This is a genomic window from Sphingopyxis jiangsuensis (genome assembly GCF_016734905.1).
Classification (GTDB): Bacteria; Pseudomonadota; Alphaproteobacteria; order Sphingomonadales; family Sphingomonadaceae; genus Sphingopyxis; species Sphingopyxis jiangsuensis.
In genome coordinates this window covers 1258265-1275058 of the sequence record NZ_JAERPO010000001.1, presented here as the reverse complement: position 1 = coordinate 1275058, position 16794 = coordinate 1258265, and the positions used below count along the sequence as shown (strand labels likewise).

At 64.7% G+C, this 16794-nt stretch carries 18 protein-coding genes; 10 read left to right on the top strand and 8 right to left on the bottom strand.

The annotated features are described in order from the left end of the window. Position 1 precedes the first annotated feature (1 nt). A complete protein-coding gene (locus JI743_RS06200) occupies positions 2-1159 on the top strand; it encodes a serine hydrolase domain-containing protein (protein WP_201926940.1) in 1158 nt (385 codons plus the stop codon). Here the strand turns inward: JI743_RS06200 and JI743_RS06195 are convergent. Then, a complete protein-coding gene (locus JI743_RS06195) occupies positions 1154-1969 on the bottom strand; it encodes a PhzF family phenazine biosynthesis protein (protein ID WP_201926938.1) in 816 nt (271 codons plus the stop codon). The two genes, JI743_RS06200 and JI743_RS06195, sit on opposite strands and share 6 nt — an antisense overlap. Further along, on the bottom strand, positions 1966-2544 hold the full coding sequence (pdxH, locus tag JI743_RS06190) for a pyridoxamine 5'-phosphate oxidase (RefSeq protein ID WP_227339934.1): 579 nt from the start codon (positions 2542-2544) through the stop codon (positions 1966-1968). Before pdxH ends, JI743_RS06195 begins: the two co-directional genes overlap by 4 nt. A gap of 181 nt (positions 2545-2725) precedes the next feature. Between pdxH and JI743_RS06185 the strand changes: the two genes are divergently transcribed. The 7 genes from JI743_RS06185 (at position 2726) to JI743_RS06155 (ending at position 10323) form a co-directional block, all read left to right on the top strand. Beyond that, the gene (locus JI743_RS06185; RefSeq protein ID WP_201926933.1) at positions 2726-3640 is read left to right on the top strand and encodes a DnaJ C-terminal domain-containing protein; all 915 of its coding nucleotides are present in this window, start codon (positions 2726-2728) and stop codon (positions 3638-3640) included. A gap of 3 nt (positions 3641-3643) precedes the next feature. After that, a complete protein-coding gene (locus JI743_RS06180; protein ID WP_201926931.1) occupies positions 3644-4720 on the top strand; it encodes a YihY/virulence factor BrkB family protein in 1077 nt (358 codons plus the stop codon). Further along, positions 4717-5544 (top strand): enoyl-ACP reductase FabI, encoded by an 828-nt coding sequence (gene fabI / locus JI743_RS06175; RefSeq protein ID WP_201926929.1) that lies wholly within the window; start codon positions 4717-4719, stop codon positions 5542-5544. Before JI743_RS06180 ends, fabI begins: the two co-directional genes overlap by 4 nt. Continuing rightward, positions 5537-6067: a GNAT family N-acetyltransferase gene (locus JI743_RS06170; protein ID WP_201926927.1), complete on the top strand. Its 531-nt coding sequence runs from the start codon at positions 5537-5539 to the stop codon at positions 6065-6067. The genes fabI and JI743_RS06170 overlap by 8 nt, the downstream gene beginning before the upstream one ends. 6 nt (positions 6068-6073) lie before the next feature. Beyond that, positions 6074-7150, top strand: a complete 1077-nt coding sequence (gene aroC, locus JI743_RS06165) for a chorismate synthase (protein WP_201926925.1) — start codon at positions 6074-6076, stop codon at positions 7148-7150. A 4-nt stretch (positions 7151-7154) separates the two neighbouring features. Beyond that, positions 7155-8945, top strand: a complete 1791-nt coding sequence (locus JI743_RS06160; protein WP_201926923.1) for an SLC13 family permease — start codon at positions 7155-7157, stop codon at positions 8943-8945. Between the two features lie 142 nt (positions 8946-9087). After that, complete coding sequence (locus tag JI743_RS06155; RefSeq protein WP_201926921.1) at positions 9088-10323, top strand: dicarboxylate/amino acid:cation symporter; 1236 nt, start codon at positions 9088-9090, stop codon at positions 10321-10323. 12 nt (positions 10324-10335) lie between these two features. Here the strand turns inward: JI743_RS06155 and JI743_RS06150 are convergent, their stop codons facing one another. After that, entirely contained in the window at positions 10336-11223 is an 888-nt protein-coding gene (locus tag JI743_RS06150; RefSeq protein WP_201926919.1) for a hypothetical protein, read from the bottom strand. Between the two features lie 174 nt (positions 11224-11397). Between JI743_RS06150 and JI743_RS06145 the strand changes: the two genes are divergently transcribed. Both JI743_RS06145 and JI743_RS06140 read left to right on the top strand, forming a co-directional pair. Further along, on the top strand, positions 11398-12789 hold the full coding sequence (locus tag JI743_RS06145) for a cytochrome P450 (protein WP_201926916.1): 1392 nt from the start codon (positions 11398-11400) through the stop codon (positions 12787-12789). Positions 12790-12826: 37 nt separating this feature from the next. Beyond that, the gene (locus tag JI743_RS06140) at positions 12827-13543 is read left to right on the top strand and encodes an extensin-like domain-containing protein (RefSeq protein WP_330902024.1); all 717 of its coding nucleotides are present in this window, start codon (positions 12827-12829) and stop codon (positions 13541-13543) included. A 1-nt stretch (position 13544) separates the two neighbouring features. Here the strand turns inward: JI743_RS06140 and JI743_RS06135 are convergent, their stop codons facing one another. From JI743_RS06135 to JI743_RS06115, 5 genes are all read right to left on the bottom strand, one after another. Beyond that, positions 13545-13904, bottom strand: a complete 360-nt coding sequence (locus JI743_RS06135) for a HesB/IscA family protein (protein WP_201927346.1) — start codon at positions 13902-13904, stop codon at positions 13545-13547. A gap of 115 nt (positions 13905-14019) precedes the next feature. Beyond that, complete coding sequence (locus JI743_RS06130; protein ID WP_201926912.1) at positions 14020-14490, bottom strand: SUF system Fe-S cluster assembly protein; 471 nt, start codon at positions 14488-14490, stop codon at positions 14020-14022. Next, a complete protein-coding gene (locus JI743_RS06125) occupies positions 14487-15689 on the bottom strand; it encodes an aminotransferase class V-fold PLP-dependent enzyme (RefSeq protein ID WP_201926910.1) in 1203 nt (400 codons plus the stop codon). The genes JI743_RS06130 and JI743_RS06125 overlap by 4 nt, the downstream gene beginning before the upstream one ends. 38 nt (positions 15690-15727) lie before the next feature. Then, a complete protein-coding gene (locus JI743_RS06120) occupies positions 15728-16453 on the bottom strand; it encodes a SufD family Fe-S cluster assembly protein (protein ID WP_438870675.1) in 726 nt (241 codons plus the stop codon). Beyond that, a complete protein-coding gene (locus JI743_RS06115; RefSeq protein WP_201926906.1) occupies positions 16453-16764 on the bottom strand; it encodes a hypothetical protein in 312 nt (103 codons plus the stop codon). The genes JI743_RS06120 and JI743_RS06115 overlap by 1 nt, the downstream gene beginning before the upstream one ends. Positions 16765-16794 lie beyond the last annotated feature (30 nt).

The window sequence follows — 16794 nt, the reverse complement described above, 5'->3', positions numbered from 1 at the left end:
CATGATGACCAAAAAAGCCTTGGTGGCAAGTGCCGCGCTGGTGCTTCTGGGCAGCTGGACCTTGTCGCTCGCGGCCGCGCCGGGCACAATGGCGCCCGCGGCGCCGGTCCCGAAGCTCGGTGCATCGCTCGACCCCGCTGCGGCTGCCGACGACCCACAGCCGCTCCCCGCGCTTCCCGCGGATATTCGTACGAAGGCCGAAGCGCTGTTCTCGGAAAGCGAAGCGGTCGGGCAGACGCGCGCGCTTCTTGTGCTGCGCGATGGCGATCTCGTTTACGAACGTTATGCCGCGGGATTCGGGCCCGACACGAAGCTTATCAGCTGGTCGATGGCCAAGAGCATTACCGCGGTGCTCGCGGGGTTCATGGTCGCCGACGGGCAGCTCGCGCTCGACGGTCCCGCCCCGGTCACCGCGTGGCAGCGCAGCGGCGATCCGCGCGGCGCCATCACGCTGCGCCATCTACTCCATATGTCGTCGGGGATCGAGCATGTCGAAAATGGCGATCCGATCTGGGAGGGCGACACCGTCGAAATGCTGTTCGGCGCAGGAGCCGCCGACATGGCGGGTTTTGCCGAAGCGAAGCCCGCGGCCGCGCAGCCCGGCGAGCGGTTCAACTATAGTTCGGCGACCAGTGTCATCCTGTCTGACATATTGGCCGACACGCTGACCCCCGCGCAAGGCGCGACCGCGCGCCGCGACGCGATGCGCGAATATATCCGCGGGCGACTGGCCGAGCCGCTCGGTATGACCAGCCTGACGCCGGAATTCGACGCGAAGGGGACGATGATCGGCGGCTCGATCATGCATGCCACGGCACGCGATTATGCGCGTTTCGGAGAGTTCCTGCGCAACCGGGGCGTCGCGGGCGGCCAGCGATTGCTGCCCGAAAGCTGGATGCGCTTCATGCTGTCGCCTTCGCCGAACGATGCGGGCTATGGCGGGCATATCTGGCTCAACCGGCGGCGTCCGCCGGGCGCGCGCGCGGCGCTTTGGCCCGAGCGCGGGCCGAACGACCTGTTCGCGTGCATCGGCCATCAGGGCCAATATATCATCGTCTCGCCGTCGCAGCGGGTGACGATCGTGCGGTTGGGCGTCACCAAAGAGGATCAGTTTCCGGCGTTGCGCCAGCGTCTTGCCGACCTGCAGGCAGCGCTATAGCAGGAATTCGCCGGTCAGCGTCGTGACGCAACGACCCGACAGCTCGACACGGTCGCCGTCGAGGCGGCAGCCGAGATGGCCGCCGCGTGCGCTCGCCTGAAAGGCCGTGAAACGGTCGCGGCCGAGCCGCTTCGTCCAATAGGGCGTCAACACGCAATGCGCCGAGCCCGTCACCGGGTCTTCGTCGACCCCCGCTCCGGGGACGAAAACCCGGCTGACGATGTCGCTTCCTGCCGCATCGCCCGATCCGGGCGCGGTCGCAATGGCCTGCACGTCGCCGATCGCGCGGAGCGCCGCCATGTCGGGGGCGAGCCCGCGCACTTCGGCGGCAGTCGCGTAGACAAGCACGGCATAGCGCCCATCGTGCCACAGCGTCTCGACCGGCGTTCCGCCGACCGCAGCCGCAATCCCGGCGAGTGGCTTGGGTTCCGGCGGAAAGGCGGGGAGCGCCATGCGATAGCCATCTTCGCCATCGCGCGCGACCGTCAGCACGCCGGCCTTGCGCGTGCGGAACAGCATCTTGTCGCGATAGGGTGCCGCGGTGAGCAGCACGTGCCCGCTGGCGAGCGTCGCGTGCCCGCACAGAGCAATCTCCAGCCCCGGCGTGAACCAGCGCAGCTCATAATCGGCGTCGTCGCTGTCGTCGGGGACCAGGAAGGCAGTTTCGGACAGATTGTTCTCGGCAGCCATCGCGAGCAATGTCGCATCGTCGAGCCAGTCGTCGAGTGGCATCACCGCCGCGGGATTTCCTGCGAAGGGCCGGTCGGCAAATGCGTCGACGCGGGTGATCGGAAAACGGCGCCAGCTCATGGATAGAGCATTCCCTTCGTCCAGGCATCGCCGTCGCGTTCGAACAGCGTGCGCTCGTGCAGCCGGTGCGCGCGGTCCTGCCAGAATTCGATGCGGTCGGGCACGACGCGCCAACCCGACCAGCGCGGCGGGCGCGGGACGTCCTGCCCTTCGAAGCGCCGCTGCATGTCGACGAAACGCGCCTCGAACGTCTCGCGCCGGTCGAGCGGACGCGACTGGTCGCTCGCCCAGGCGCCAAGCTGGCTGTCGCGGCTGCGGGTCGCGAAATAGGCGTCGGCGACGCGATCGTCGACGGGCACGACCGGGCCTTCGATGCGGATCTGACGGCGCAGCGACTTCCAGTGAAAGAGCAGCGCGACATGAGGATTCTCCGCGAGTTCGCCGCCCTTTCGGCTGTCGAGATTGGTGTAGAAGATGAAGCCGTCGGGGCCATGCCCTTTGAGAAGGACCATTCGGAGCGATGGAAGCCCTGCGGGGGTGGTCGTCGCGAGCGCCATTGCATTGGCGTCATTGGGTTCGCTCGCCGCCGCTTCGGCGAACCAGGCGTCGAACAGGTCAAAGGGGTCGTTCGTCATGTCCGCGGTCATAATGCCGAGCGCCTGTCGCGTCGAGCGAAAGCCTGTGCCGTCGGTGCGCTACCCGGTGCCGAATGAAAACCACATATTGCAAAGCGCTTGACCGGGTGACGCGGCTTTCCCACATCGGTCGGCAATCGGGCCTTTTCGCCCGTCGGCATATCAGGCTACAGACAGGTTTATGGCAGATCCCTATTCCACCCTGGGCGTCGCAAAGGGCGCAAGCGACGCGGAGATCAAATCGGCATATCGCAAGCTCGCGAAAGAGCTTCACCCCGACCGGAACAAGGATAACCCGAAAGCGGCCGAGAAATTCTCGGACGCGACCAAGGCCTATGACCTGCTCTCCGACAAGACGAAGAGGGCGCAATTCGACCGCGGTGAAATCGACGCCGATGGAAACCCGGCCATGCCCTTCGGCTATGGCGGCGGCGGGTTTCGCGGCGACCCGCGGGGCGCGCAGGGCGGCTTTGGCGGGGATGGCGCCGACTTCGCCGATATTTTCGAAGGGCTGTTCGGTGGCCGCGCGGGCGGCGGTCCGTTCGGCGGTTTTGGCGGACGTCAGGCGCCGCCGCCCAAAGGCGCCAATGTCGCCTATCGGCTGTCGGTATCGTTCATCGACGCCGCGACGCAGGCGCCGCAACGCATCACGCTCGCCGACGGCGGCACGATTGATCTCAAGCTGCCCGCGGGCGTTGAAACCGGGACACAGATGCGCCTGGCGGGCAAGGGGCAACCGGGACCCGGCGGCAATGGCGACGGCATCGTCACCATCACGGTCAAGGACCACCCCTTTTTCGAACGCGACGGAGCGAATATCCGGCTCGACCTGCCCGTCACGCTGACCGAGGCCGTGAAAGGCGCAAAGGTCAAGGTTCCGACGGTCGACGGCCCGGTCATGCTCTCGATCCCCGCAGGCTCGACGTCGGGGAAGGTGATGCGGCTGAAAGGAAAGGGATTCAGCCAGAAGGGCGGCGGGCGCGGCGACCAGCTCGTGCGGTTGATGGTCGATCTGCCGGGCGACGACGCCGATCTGGCGAAGCTGGTCGATGCATGGTCGGACAAGCGCGCGGTGCGGGCCGACCTCGGCGTGTGACCGGTGAGCGATAAACCCAATCCTGAATCGGTCGATGCGCTGGAGCGCGAGGTTGCCGAAGAGGTCGATCGGGAGTTTTTCGCCGAGGGTCACTCGCCGCACTCGCCCGAAGCGCGCGCCGAGCGCGCAAAACGCACCCATGTCCGCGCCCATTCGCTCGGCATTATCGAGCGCGGCCGCGAGCGGCTCGGCCCCGGTACGCGGGTGTTCGAGATTCTCCGGCGCGTGGTCGTCGGCACCTATACGGACGGGTTTATCCACGCCGGCAATCTTGCCTATCTGGCGCTGATCGCGTTGTTCCCCTTCTTCATTCTTCTTGCTGCGGCACTCAGCCTGATCGGTGGTAGCGCGGGCGGTGAGGCCGCGATCGAAGCGGTGTTTTCGTTGATGCCTCCCACCGTCGCGCGCGCGCTCGCAGGGCCTATCCGCGAGGTGATGACGGCGCGCACCGGGCTTTTCCTATGGCTCGGCGCGCTCGTCGCGCTCTGGACCGTCGGCAGCCTGGTCGAAACGATCCGCGACATTCTGCGCCGTGCCTATGGCACCCATTTTTCCAAGGGCTTTTTTCATTATCGCTTGCTGTCGATCGGCATCATCACCGGCGCGGTCGTCTTGATGTTGCTGTCGTTCAGCCTGCAGGTGCTGATTTCGGGGATCGAGCAGTTCGTTGCCCGCTTTCTTCCCGCAGCCTATCAAACGGCAGGCGCGGTTGCGATTTCGCGCGGCGTGTCGGGCTTCGGTCTGTTTCTTGCCATCTATATGCTCTTCTATTGGCTGACCCCGTCGAAATACCGGCGGCTCAAGCACTGTCCCAAATGGCCGGGTGCGCTGTTTACGACCTTGTGGTGGATCGGCGTGACGCTCGCGCTGCCGCCGCTGCTTGCGGGCCTGCTCCGCTATGACGCGACCTATGGCAGCCTTGCCGGAGTGATGGTCGCGCTTTTCTTTTTCTACCTCGTCGGATTGGGTATGGTCATCGGTGCCGAACTCAACGCCGCGCTCGTCGAGGTTGAGGATTTGGACCATCACGCTATTGGGCGCGTGGACGAAAGAATTGCCGAAGCCGGAGAAAATATATGACGGGTCTGATGAAGGGCAAGCGCGGGCTGATCATGGGGCTTGCCAACGACAAGTCGCTCGCATGGGGCATTGCGAAGGCGCTGCACGAGCACGGCGCCGAACTTGCGATCAGCTATCAGGGCGAAGTGATGCTGAAGCGGGTCAAGCCGCTCGCCGACCAGCTCGGCTGCGATTTCCTGATCGACTGCGACGTTGGCGACATGAGCAATCTCGACGCCGCCTTTGCGACGCTCGCCGACCGCTGGCCGACGATCGACTTCGTTGTCCACGCCATCGGCTATACGAACAAGGAGGCGCTGCGGGGCAAATATGCCGATGTGACGCTCGACGACTTCCTGATGACGATGAACATCAGCGTGTACAGCTTCACCGCGGTCGCGCAGCGCGCGGCGGCGATGATGACGCCCTATGACCCCGAAACGGGCAAGGGCGGCGGGTCGCTGCTGACGCTCAGCTATTATGGCGCCGAAAAGGTCATCCCGCATTACAATGTCATGGGCGTCGCCAAATCGGCGCTCGAGACGAGCGTCAAATATCTCGCCAATGATTATGGCCCGCAGGGCGTTCGCGTGAACGCAATTTCGGCAGGGCCGATCAAGACGCTGGCGGCGAGCGGAATCGGCGATTTCCGCCTGATCCTGAAGTGGAACGAGTTCAATGCGCCGCTGCGCCGCAACGTTACGATCGACGATGTGGGCGGATCGGCGCTCTATCTGCTGAGCGATCTGGCAAGCGGCGTGACGGGCGAAACGCACCATGTCGACGCGGGCTATCACACCATCGGCATGAAACAGGAAGACGCGCCGGATATCGCGCTTGCCTGACGAACTGCTGATACGGTCAGCCAGCAAGACCGATGCCGAGGATATTGACCTGCTCGTTCGCGCGGCTTTTGCACAGACCGAATTCGGTCATCAGGGCGAGGCTGAGCTGGTACGGATGCTGAGTGACGATGGCGACGCACTCGTCTCGCTCGTCGCCGAAAGCGGTAGTGCGCTGGTCGGACATGTGCTGTTCAGTCGGATGGATGTCGAGGCGGACGGCGCCGCGCTGTCGGCAGCGGGGCTTGCGCCCGTGTCGGTGGTTCGCGCTCGGCAGGGTGAAGGCATCGGCGCAGCGCTCATCAACGCCGGGCTCGATGCGCTTCGTCAGCAAGGCATTGCGATGAGTTTCGTGCTGGGGCACGTCGACTATTACCGGCGCTTTGGCTATTCCATCGATCTTGCCGATCGCTTCGCGTCCCCGTTTTCAGGGCCGCATTTCATGGCGATGATGCTGGACTCGAACGCCGAATGGCCGCAAGGCGGCCGGGCGGACTATGCGCCAGCATTCGGCCGACTGGGATAGGGGACGATGAGTTTCAACAGCTTCGGGCGCGTTCTTCGCTTCACGACCTGGGGGGAAAGCCATGGCCCCGCGCTCGGTGCGGTCGTCGACGGTTGCCCGTCGCGCCTGTCGCTGTCGGAGGCGGATATCCAGCCTTTTCTCGACAAGCGCCGCCCGGGCCAGTCGCGCCATACCACGCAGCGCAAGGAACCCGATCAGGTGCGCATCCTGTCGGGGGTGTTCGAGGGCAAGACGACGGGCACGCCGATCAGCCTGATGATCGAGAATGTCGACCAGCGGTCGAAGGATTATGGCGAGATCGCGCAAGCCTATCGCCCCGGCCACGCCGATTATGCCTATGACGCCAAATACGGCATCCGCGACTATCGCGGCGGCGGCCGGTCGAGCGCGCGCGAGACCGCAGCGCGGGTGGCGGCGGGCGCGGTGGCGCGGCTCGTCATCCCCGAAGTTCAGATCCATGCGTGGGTTGCCGAAATCGGGGGCGATGCGATCGATCCCGCCAATTTCGATCTTGAGGAGATCGACCGCAACCCCTTCTTCTGCCCCGATCCCGCGGCGGCTCAGCGGTGGGAAGGGCTGATGGACGCAGCGCGCAAGGCCGGAAGCTCGCTAGGCGCGGTCATCGAATGCGCGGCCAGCGACGTGCCTGCCGGGTGGGGCGCCCCTGTCTATGCCAAGCTCGACGCCGATCTGGCGGCGGCGATGATGGGGATAAATGCGGTGAAGGGCGTTGAAATCGGCGCTGGCTTCAACGCGGCGCGGCTGCGCGGCGAGGAAAATGCCGACCCGATGCGTCCTGCGACCGACGGCAGCAACCGCCCCGATTTCCTGTCGAACAATGCGGGCGGCATAGCCGGGGGCATTTCGACGGGGCAGCCCGTGGTCGTCCGCGTCGCGTTCAAGCCAACGAGTTCGATCCTGACGCCCGTGCCGACGGTCAACAAGGCGGGCGAGGCGACCGATATCGTAACAAAGGGGCGACACGACCCGTGCGTCGGCATCCGCGGCGCGCCGGTCGTCGAGGCGATGATGGCGCTCGTCCTCGCCGACCACAAGCTGCTCCACAGGGCGCAATGCGGCTGAGCGTATGATCGCGGCGGCGCAGGCCTTCATCGCCGATTATCAGGCGATCATCGGCCTTATCGTGCTCGCGCTGATGTTCGTCGGTTTCGTCGTCGAGCGCTTCCCTGCGGCAGTTGTCGCGATCCTTGGCACCTGCACCTTCCTGTTTCTCGGCATTTTGTCGGGCAAGGACCTGTTCTCGGTCTTTTCCAATTCGGCGCCGGTGACGATCGGCGCAATGTTCATCCTGTCGGGTGCGCTGCTGCGTACCGGGACGCTCGATGCGATCGCCAACCGGATTATCGCGCGCGCGCAGCGCCACCCGAAGCTGGCGCTCGCCGAAATGTTCGTCGGCGCCTATTTCGCCTCGGCTTTCCTCAACAACACGCCCGTCGTCGTCGTCATGATCCCGATCATGATGAAGCTTGCGAGCGCGCTGGGGCTGAGCGCGAAACGCTTGCTGATACCGCTCTCCTATGTTGCGATCCTCGGCGGGACGACGACGCTGATCGGCACATCGACGAACCTGCTTGTCGCCGCCGTCGCCGACGAAAACGGCCTCGACCGGTTCGGTATCTTCACCATCACGCCGGTCGGACTTGTCGCGGGCGCCGCGGGTGTGCTCGCGCTGATTCTGATTGCGCGGCACTTCCTTCCCGACGACACGCCGCAACAGATCGCGCTGAGCCAGGACCATCGCAGTTTCCTGTCAGAGGTCCGCATTCTGAAGGGCGGAACGCTCGTCGGGCGCAAGGTCAGCGATGTGCCGTTCGTGAAGCGCGCCACCGTCAAGCTCGTCGGCCTGAAACGTGGCGCGGTGCTGCGCCGGAGCGGGATCGAGAGCGAGCGGCTCGAAGCCGACGACCGGCTCGTGCTTCGGCTCGAGCTGGCCGAACTGCTGTCGATGCGCGCGAACAAGAATATCGCGATTGGCCTGACTGCGGGACATGACGACATCGACCAGGACGACACGGCGATCGTCGAAGCGATGATCGCACCGAGCCATCCCGCCATCGGGCGGCGCCTTGTCGAAATTCCGTTTCTGTCGGCGCTCAAGGTGCGCGTGCTCGGCATTGCCCGCTTTCGCAAGACCCCGGGCCCCGACCTGCCCAATGCGCGCATCCAGGCGATCGACCGCGTGCTCGTCACCGGCCCCGCCGATCAGGTCGGGCAGCTTTATGGCAATCCGCATCTCTATGGTGTCGGGTCGACCAACGAGCGCGAATTTCGGCGCAGCAAGGCCCCGATCGCCATCGGTGCGCTGCTCGGCGTCGTCCTGCTCGCGACATTCAACATCCTCGATATCGGCGTCGCAGCGATCATCGGTGTTGGGCTTATCCTCGTTACGCGCTGTATCGACGCCGACGAGGCGTGGGATTCGATCGACGGCAACGTCCTCGTCCTCATTTTCGCGATGCTTGCGGTGGGGCTCGCGCTCGAAAACTCGGGCAGCGTCGCGATCGTCGTGGGCGAACTCACGCCGCTGCTCCGCAACGTGCCGCCATGGGGGCTGGTGCTCGCCACCTATGTCATTTCGGTGATGCTGACCGAGATCATCACGAATAACGCAGTTGCGATCCTCGTCACCCCGCTTGCCATCGCCGTCGCGCGCGATCTTGGCGTCGATCCCTATCCGCTCGTCGTCGCGGTGATGTTCGCCGCATCGGCGAGCTTTGCGACGCCGATCGGCTATCAGACAAACACGCTCGTCTATGCGGCGGGCAATTACCGTTTCGTCGATTTCTTCCGCGCGGGCATTCCGCTGACGCTCATCGTCGGGGCGACGACCTGCGTCGCAATAACATTGCTCATCTAGGGCGCAAGCCGTTGTAGCCTACTGGACGTGGTACGCGAATTGGTGAAAGGGTGCGCCGCGAAAAGCAATGCGCGGGACAGGGGCTGGGCCGCAACGCGGCAACAAAAGCCATAACCGGACGCAGGGAGTGAAAGGATATTATATGGGTTGGTGGTTCCGCATTCCCCTTTGGCAGCGCGTCGTCGGTGCGCTCGTCCTCGGCGTATTGACCGGATTTCTGTGGGGGCCGGAGGCCGCGAGCCTGAAATGGATCGGGGACTTCTTCATCAAGGCGGTGAAGATGCTCGTTGTTCCGCTGATTTTCTTTTCGCTCGTCTCGGGCGTCGCCGCGATCGGCGACCTGCGCAAGCTCGGCAAGGTCGGCGGGCGCGCGATGCTGCTTTTCGTTGTTACCGGTCAAATCGCCGTGTGGCTCGGCCTTGGCCTGGGGACGGTCCTTCAGCCGGGCGTAGGTGTCGATACGAGCGCGATCGAGCGCGGGCCGGTGCCCGAGCCGAACGCGACGGGCTGGACCGACATGATCCTGTCGATCGTTCCCGAAAGCCCGGTGCAGGTGATGGCCGACGTCCAGGTGCTGCCGCTCATCGTCTTTGCGTTGCTGATCGGCATCGGCATCCTGATGGCGAAGGAGGAAGGCACGCCGGTCGCCAAAATTTTCGACAGTGGCGCAATCATCATGCAGAAGGTCACGATGCTCGTCATGGAGCTGACCCCTTTCGGCGTTTTTGCACTGATGGCGTGGGTTGCGGGCGTGCTCGGAATGGAGGCGCTCCAGTCGCTCGCGCAGCTCGTCGGGCTCAACTATCTCGGTTGCCTCCTCATCATTTTCGGCCTGTATCCGTTGATGATCCGTCTGCTCGCCAAAGTGCCCGTCATCGGTTTTTTCCGAGGCATGATCGACGCGATGGCCGTCAGCTATTCGACCGCTTCGTCGAACGCGACGCTGCCCGTCACCTTGCGTTGCACGCAGCGCAACCTTGGCGTGTCGCCGAGTGTGTCGAGCTTCGTCATCTCGCTCGGCGCGACGATCAACATGAACGGCACGGCGATGTATCTGGGGCTCGCGACGCTGTTCGGTGCGCAGATCTTTGGCGTCGACCTGAGCCTCGCCGACTATATCATGATTTCGGTCACCGCGACGCTCGGAGCGATCGGCGCGGCGGGGATACCCGGCGCAGGACTCATCATGATGGCGCTGGTTTTCGGCAGCGTTGGCGTTCCGCTTGAAACCATCGCCTTTGTCGCGGGCGTCGACCGGATCATGGACATGATGCGCACGACCACCAACGTCACGGGCGACGCAGCGGTCGCGGTGACGGTCGCGTCGATGACCGGCGAACTCAATGTCGAAGAGCTGGTGTCCGCCGACGACGTCTAGCGGGCGCCAAGCCTAATCTTCGCGCATCCGGTTGGCCCGGTCGCCGCCGCGCGAGGCGGCGCGGGTCGCGGGTCGCTCGGCGCGTTCCGGCCGTGCGACCGGAGCAGCAGTCGCGCGCGGGGCAGGCGCCCTCGCGGCCTCAGGGACGGGCGCGCGCTGCACGGGGCGTGCGGCAACGGGTTCGCGTCGAGGAGCCGCCGCAGCAGGGGCAGCCTGCCGTGCCGGCGCACGCATGGCCGGTCGGCGCGATGTCACAGGATCGCCGCCGATCGTTTCGCGATTCGGACGCGGACGAACGGCGTCGGGGTCGCGCGGTGGACGCTGAGAAGGCGTTCCCACGGGCGCTCCCGGCGTATGGGAAGTCGGCGGATGATCGGTGCCACCACCGCGTCCCGGCCGATGTCCGGGGCGACCCTTGCCGTCGCCGTCGCGGTCGCCGCGATTCCAGCCGTCGGGGCGTCCCGGGCGTCCGTCGTGATCTCCGCGACCCGGCCGGTTCCAATTGCCGTCGCCGCGACGCCCATGATGCTTCCACCACGCGCGGCGGCCACCCCAATAGTTCAGATAATGGCCGCGTAGCGGATAGCGGTTGCGATAGCCGTCAAACATCCACAGGCCATAGCCGGGGTAATAATAGCTGTCGTACCAGCCGCCGCCGAAACCGATCTGGACAAAGCCCGATCCATAGTCGCCGCCGTCGTAGCAGTCGTACCCATAGCCATCGTCATAAGCATAGGGATCATAGGCGTCGTAATAGCCGGAGCCATAACGCGTCTCGCACGCATAGCCCGCCGACGCGTAGCTCGCGCCGTTGACGTCGCCATAATAGCAGCCGCCGAGCGCAGCAGTCGCGGCCGCTCCAAGCGCGATCGACAGTGGGCGGCGGAGGACGCTCGACATATCAAATTCCTTTGCTGGCCCGCGCGTGCGAGCCGTTCATCATGCGAGCCAGAATATGCGAGTCGAATTGAATTTGCGGTGAACGGTTATGAGGACGGGCAATGCGCTTGCTTGCAACAATGTCAGTAGCGCGATAGGCTGGGATCATCTCCCGTCCTGCCAAGGAGCAGAGTGATGAACGCGCCGTCCAAAAGTTTCTGGTCAGAAACCCGCTTCGGTCCCGAAACGCAGCATTGGCTGCCGCGAACGCCCGACGCCGCGCTCGACCATATCCCCGGCGAGGACGGATTGCCGGTGGTGGGCAATACGCTGGAACAATTGCGCGATTACCGCGCCTTCACGCGGCGGATGGTCGCCAAATATGGCCACGTCTATCGCAACAATAGCTTCGGCGGGCGCAATGTTGCGCTGCATGGCCCCGAAGCGAACGAGCTGGTCATGTTCGACCGCGAGAAGATTTTCTCGTCCGAACAGGGCTGGGGGCCGGTGCTCAACCTGCTCTTTCCGCGCGGGCTGATGCTGATGGATTTCGACAAGCACCGCGCCGACCGCAAGATATTGTCGGTCGCCTTCAAGCCCGAACCGATGCGCCATTATGCCGAGGCGCTCAATACGGGCATCAGGGAGCGCGTCGCGCGCTGGAGCGGCAAGCGCATCAGATTCTATCCGGCGATCAAGGAGCTGACGCTCGACCTCGCCGCGACGAGCTTCCTCGGCATCCCTTGGGGTCCCGAAGCTGACCGGGTGAACAAGGCGTTCGTCGACATGGTGCAGGCGTCGATCGGCATCGTGCGGGTGCCGCTGCCCTTCACCGCGATGGGCCGCGGGGCGAAGGGGCGCGCCTATCTCGTCGATTATTTCGGTCGCATGGTGCCCGAGCGGCGCGAGGGAACGGGAGAGGACATCTTCAGCCAGATCTGCCGCGCAAAGGACGACGACGGCAATCATATGAGCGTCGAGGCAATCGTCGACCATATGAACTTCCTGATGATGGCGGCGCACGACACGATCACCAGTTCGATCACGACGATGGTGTGGATGCTCGCCATGCACCCCGAATGGCAGGAGCGGTTGCGCGACGAGATGCTCGACGTTGCGCCCGCGGGCGAGGGCGTCGGGCACAATGGCCTCGGCGAGCTCGAGCTCACCGAATGGGCGTTCAAGGAATCGCTCCGCCTCGTTCCCCCCGTGCCGAGTTTCCCGCGCCGCGCGCTCAAGGATTTCGAGTTCGGCGGCTATCGCATTCCGGCGGGGACCCCGGTCGGCGTCAGCCCCGCCTTCACGCATATGATGGAGGAGCATTGGCCCGAGCCCGAAAAGTTCGACCCGATGCGCTTCGCCCCCGAACAGGCGCGCGAGCGGCACAAATATGCGTGGGTGCCGTTCGGCGGCGGCGCGCATATGTGCCTGGGGCTGCACTTCGCCTACATGCAGGCGAAGATCTTTTTCCATCACCTGCTGACGACGCACCGCATCGAAGTGGACGAGGGCTATGCCCCCGAGTGGCAGTTGCTTCCGATCCCCCGCCCCAAGGACGGACTGCCGGTGCGGTTCGTGCCGCTCTGAGCTTGCCAGTCGGCGTGTCTGCCCCCAAGTGGCAGGCGTGAAGAGTTTTCGTCCCTATCTCATATGGTTCGGCGTGGCAGTGCTGCTGGCATTCGGGGCGGTGCGCGCGATGCAGTGGGTGCGTGACCATCCCGAGCATAACCCGACCGCGCGCTTCGAGGTCGCGCATCCGCAGGGGTGGGCGACGCACCGCAAACTTGTCGCGCTCGCGAGCGACGATACGGCCTGCTTCGCGGCGCTCGACCGCGCGGGTGCGGCCTATGAAATGCGGCCGGTGGTCGGCGAGGGGATATGCCGCGCGAGCCAGCGGCTCGTTCTCACGAGCAATCGCTTCGTTCCGACGATGCGCCCCGCCACCGCCGCGCCCGGCTGCGCCGTCACCGCGGCGATGATGCTGTGGACACGCGACGTTGTGCAGCCGCTCGCCATTCGCCATTTCGGCCAGCGCGTCGTCGAGATCGAAAATCTGGGCAGCTATAATTGCCGCAAAATAGCCGGGCGCGAGGCGCAGAGCGAACATTCGACAGCGAATGCGATCGACGTATCAGCCTTCATCCTGTCCGACGGAACGCGCATTTCGTTGATCAACGATTGGGACGATGCCGATATTCGCAGCGAGTTCCTGCGCGCCGTGCGCGACGAATCCTGCGGGCTGTTCAGTACCGTGCTATCGCCCGACTATAATCGCGCGCACGCCGACCATTTTCACCTCGACATGGCGGAACGGATGGCGGGCTGGACGGTGTGCCGATAGGTTAGACGGTAAAGCTTTCGCCGCAGCCGCACGCGCCCTTGGCGTTCGGATTGTTGAACACGAAGCCCGCGGCAAAATCATCCTCGACCCAGTCCATCGTGCTGCCGATCAGGTAGAGCACCGACGCGCCGTCGATGTAGAAAACGCCGCCGGACGTTTCGATCTTTTCGTCGAACTTCGCTTCCTCGGTCACATAGTCCACCGAATAGGCGAGGCCCGAACAGCCGCGGCGCGGGGTCGACAGCTTGACGCCGATCGCGCCTTCGGGGGCAGCGGCCATCAGCTTCGTGATGCGCGCTTCCGCGTTGGCCGTCAGCGTGACGGCGGCGGGACGGGGGCGGGTTTTCGTTTCAGTCACAATTGGTTCCTTTCCCCGTTCGTGTCGAGCGAAGTCGAGACACCCATCGACGTGGCGTCTGGCCCGAGGGGCATCTCGACATCGCTCGATGCGAATGGAAAATTTTCAAGGGCCTGTTTCACAACATCCCCAGCTCCAGCCGCGCCTCGTCGCTCATATTCTGCGGCGACCAGGGCGGGTCCCAGACGAGGTTCACTTCGGCATCGCCCACGCCCGGCACCGCGCCGACGCGCAGCTCGACCTCGGCGGGCATCGATTCGGCGACGGGGCAATGCGGCGTCGTCAGCGTCATCGTGACAACGACATGCCCCTCGTCGATCTCGACATTATAGATGAGGCCGAGGTCATAGATGTTCACCGGAATCTCGGGGTCGTAAATATCCTTGAGTGCCGCGATCACCGCCTCGTACAGGTCGCCGCCGACGCTGTGCGGATCGACCGCCGCGGGCTTGGCGGCAAGGAAGCCTTCCAGATAGTCGCGCTTGCGTTCGAGCTTTTCGGGCGCACTCTCGACATCGCCGACGCGCGCCTTGGGCGGCGCCTCGACGCTCGTCACTTCTTCAACCTTGATCGCCCGTTCCTCGTTCATTCGAAAATCCTTTCGACGCGCGACAGCCCTTCGATCAGGGCGGCGACATCGTCGTCGTTGCTGTACACGCCAAAGCTCACGCGCGCGGTGGCCGGGACGCCCAGATGCTCCATCAGCGGCTGTGCGCAATGGTGCCCGGCGCGGATCGCGACCCCGCTTTCGTCCAAGATAGTGCCGATGTCGTGCGGATGAACCCCTGCCATCGAGAAGCTGACGATTCCGGCGCTGTTTTCCGGACCATAAAGGGTGATGCTGTTGCGCCGCGCGAGTTGGCTGCGCAAGCTGGCGACAAGCGCACATTCGTGCGCGTGGATCGCGTCGAGCCCGATCGTCTCGACATAATCGACCGCGGCGGCGAGCCCCAGCGCCTCGACGATTGCCGGCGTTCCCGCCTCGAAGCGCGTCGGCGCAGGGGCATAGGTCGTTCTTTCGAAGGTCACGCGGTCGATCATTGACCCGCCGCCCTGCCACGGCGGAAGCGCGTCGAGCTTGTCGCTCCACAGCGCGCCGATGCCGGTCGGCCCATAAAGCTTGTGCCCAGAAAAGACATAATAGTCGCAACCGAGCGCGGAAACATCGACCGGCAGGCGCGGCACCGCCTGGCAGCCGTCGATCAGCAGTTCGGCGCCGACGCGGTGCGCCAATTCGGCGGCACGCGCGACATCGAGCGGGCTGCCGAGCACGTTCGAGACATGCGCGAAGGCGACCATCGTGTGTTCGGGGGTGAGCAGCTTTTCGGCGGCATCGAGGTCGATGCAGCCGTCAGAGGTCAGCGGACAGACGTCGACCTGCCAGCCTGCAAGCTGCCACGGCACGATATTGCTGTGATGTTCGAGCATCGACAGCAGCACGCGGCCTTTGCGTGGATGCGAATAGGCGACAAGATTGATCGCCTCGGTCGCGCCGCGCACGAAGGCGATCTCGTCCTCCTTCGCGCCGATGAACGCCGCGATGCGCCGCCGCGCCGCCTCATAGGCGAGCGTCATGTCGGCGGAGCGCGCATAGACGCCGCGGTGAACGGTCGCATAATCGCGGCCGATTGCGTTTACCGTCGCGTCGATGACGGCCTGCGGTTTCTGCGCGGTCGCGGCAGTGTCGAGATAGTGCCAGCCGGGGGTGAGGCCGGGGAACTGGTCTCGAATGCCGTTCGGGTCGAGCGAAGTCGAGACACCCCGAAGGCGTGCGTTCCCGATGGGCATCTCGAATTCGCTCGATGCGAACGGGGAAGGGAGGTTGCTCACACCAGCTCTCCCAATTTCGCGAGCGCCAGTTCCTGCAACCGCACCTCATCGTCGGCGCCGTCGAACACGCCCGCGACGAACGCCTGCAGCATCAGCTTCTTCGCTTCGCCCGGCGGCATGCCGCGCGACTGGAGATAATAGAGCGCCATCGGATCGAGCTCGCCAATCGCGCAGCCGTGCGCGCATTTGACGTCGTCGGCGAAGATTTCGAGTTCGGGCTTGGCGTTGGCGGTCGCGCTGCGGTCGAGCAGCATCGCCTTCACGTCCTGCTCGCTGTCGGTCTGCTGTGCATCGCGCGCGACCGCGACCTTGCCGAGATAGGTGCCGGTCGCGGTGTCGCCGAGCACCGATCGCACAACCTGCCGCGACGTCGCGCCGGGTTCGGCGTGGGTGACGGTGGTGATGATTTCGAGGTTCTGCTCGCCGCCGCCGATCTGCGCCGCGCCGAGTGTGAAGTCGGCGCCCTCGTGCAGCGTGATGTTCAGGTCAATGCGGCCATAAGCGCCGCCGATGTTGAGCACGTGCAGCGCCGCAGTCGCGCCCTTGCCGATGCTCATCTCGACCTGATGGATCGCGCCCGCATCCTGTACGATTGCGCGCTTGAAGTCGCCGCCCGCGGGCACGACGATGCTCTCGGGCGCGGGCAGCGGCCATGCGGCGGCGATCGCATCGATATCGCTATAGCGCCAGGCTTCGTCGCGGCGGGTGGGGAGGGTGGTCATCATTTCTTCTTTCGCGCTTCTTTGCGGATCTGCGCGATCAACTTTGGTTTGCTTGCCGCAACGCACTGGTTGATCGTCTGATCGTCACTTGCGCCCTTTTGCACGCATCTGGTCACCGCGCGGCATAAACGGTCATCAAGCCGGGCAAGACCCGTGCTGCCGCTGAGGCTGCAATGATAGCGCCCCTTGTCATCGCGACCGACGCTGGCCGAAATCTCGTCCAAGCGGCGCGCGATCACGACGATCTCGTCATCGGTCGGAACGGGCTCGGTCACTTGTGCCATCGCCAAAAGAGCCAGCGACAAGATCACCGCGCTTCTCCCCACACCTCGTCACCCCGG